At 50.2% G+C, this 1716-nt stretch carries 1 rRNA gene; it reads right to left on the bottom strand.

Annotated elements, in window-relative coordinates:
* Window positions 1-44: 44 nt before the first annotated feature.
* Window positions 45-1582, bottom strand: a 16S ribosomal RNA gene (locus ACYIAL_RS12415).
* Window positions 1583-1716 lie beyond the last annotated feature (134 nt).

Here is a 1716-nt window from a genome sequence, read left to right as displayed (position 1 = left end):
TTCTTCTAAACAAACAATCTGTGTGAACACTTACGAGCTCTTCGTAAGGAGGTGATCCAACCGCAGGTTCCCCTACGGTTACCTTGTTACGACTTCACCCCAGTCATGAACCACACCGTGGTAAACGCCCTCCCGAAGGTTAAGCTATCTACTTCTGGTGCAACCCACTCCCATGGTGTGACGGGCGGTGTGTACAAGGCCCGGGAACGTATTCACCGTGACATTCTGATTCACGATTACTAGCGATTCCGACTTCATGGAGTCGAGTTGCAGACTCCAATCCGGACTTAGACGTACTTTATGAGGTCCGCTTACTCTCGCGAGGTCGCCTCCCTTTGTATACGCCATTGTAGCACGTGTGTAGCCCTGGTCGTAAGGGCCATGATGACTTGACGTCGTCCCCACCTTCCTCCGCTTTATCAACGGCAGTCTCCTTTGAGTTCCCGGCCTAACCGATGGCAACAAAGGATAAGGGTTGCGCTCGTTGCGGGACTTAACCCAACATTTCACAACACGAGCTGACGACAGCCATGCAGCACCTGTCTCACAGTTCCCGAAGGCACTCTCATATCTCTACAAGATTCTGTGGATGTCAAGACCAGGTAAGGTTCTTCGCGTTGCATCGAATTAAACCACATGCTCCACCGCTTGTGCGGGCCCCCGTCAATTCATTTGAGTTTTAACCTTGCGGCCGTACTCCCCAGGCGGTCGATTTATCGCGTTAGCTTCGGAGCCCATCACTCTAGGCAACAAACTCCAAATCGACATCGTTTACAGCGTGGACTACCAGGGTATCTAATCCTGTTTGCTCCCCACGCTTTCGCATCTCAGCGTCAGTATCTGTCCAGAAGGCCGCCTTCGCCACCGGTATTCCTCCACATCTCTACGCATTTCACCGCTACACGTGGAATTCTACCTTCCTCTACAATACTCCAGATAACCAGTTTTAAGTGCAATTCCTAGGTTGAGCCCAGGGCTTTCACACCTAACTTAATTATCCGCCTACATGCCCTTTACGCCCAGTCATTCCGATTAACGCTCGCACCCTCCGTATTACCGCGGCTGCTGGCACGGAGTTAGCCGGTGCTTCTTCTGTAATTAACGTCAATTAACGCACCTATTAGATACGCTACCTTCCTCATCACCGAAAGTACTTTACAACCCGAAGGCCTTCTTCATACACGCGGCATGGCTGCATCAGGGTTCCCCCCATTGTGCAATATTCCCCACTGCTGCCTCCCGTAGGAGTCTGGACCGTGTCTCAGTTCCAGTGTGGCTGGCCATCCTCTCAGACCAGCTAGAGATCGTCGCCTAGGTGAGCCTTTACCCCACCTACTAGCTAATCCCATATGGGTTCATCAAATGGCGCATGGCCCGAAAGTCCCATGCTTTGGTCTCTCAACATTATACGGTATTAGCAGTCGTTTCCAACTGTTGTCCCCTTCCATTCGGCAGATCCCCATACTTTACTCACCCGTCCGCCACTCGTCATCAAGTGCAAGCACTCATGTTACCGTTCGACTTGCATGTGTTAAGCCTGCCGCCAGCGTTCAATCTGAGCCATGATCAAACTCTTCAATTTAAAGTTTGATGCTCAATAACTGTCTCTGACATATTCAAATGAATCTTCAGTGTCACTTATCAAGACTTAATTTTTAAGTCCGTAGACTTTTCATTCTTTGTCTCGCAAGTGCCCACACAGATTGTCTGTTTCTT

It is taken from the genome of Gilliamella sp. X-57 (assembly GCF_057063565.1).
The sequence above is the reverse complement of the archived record's forward strand: the minus strand, read 5'-3'. Positions and strand labels throughout refer to the sequence as shown.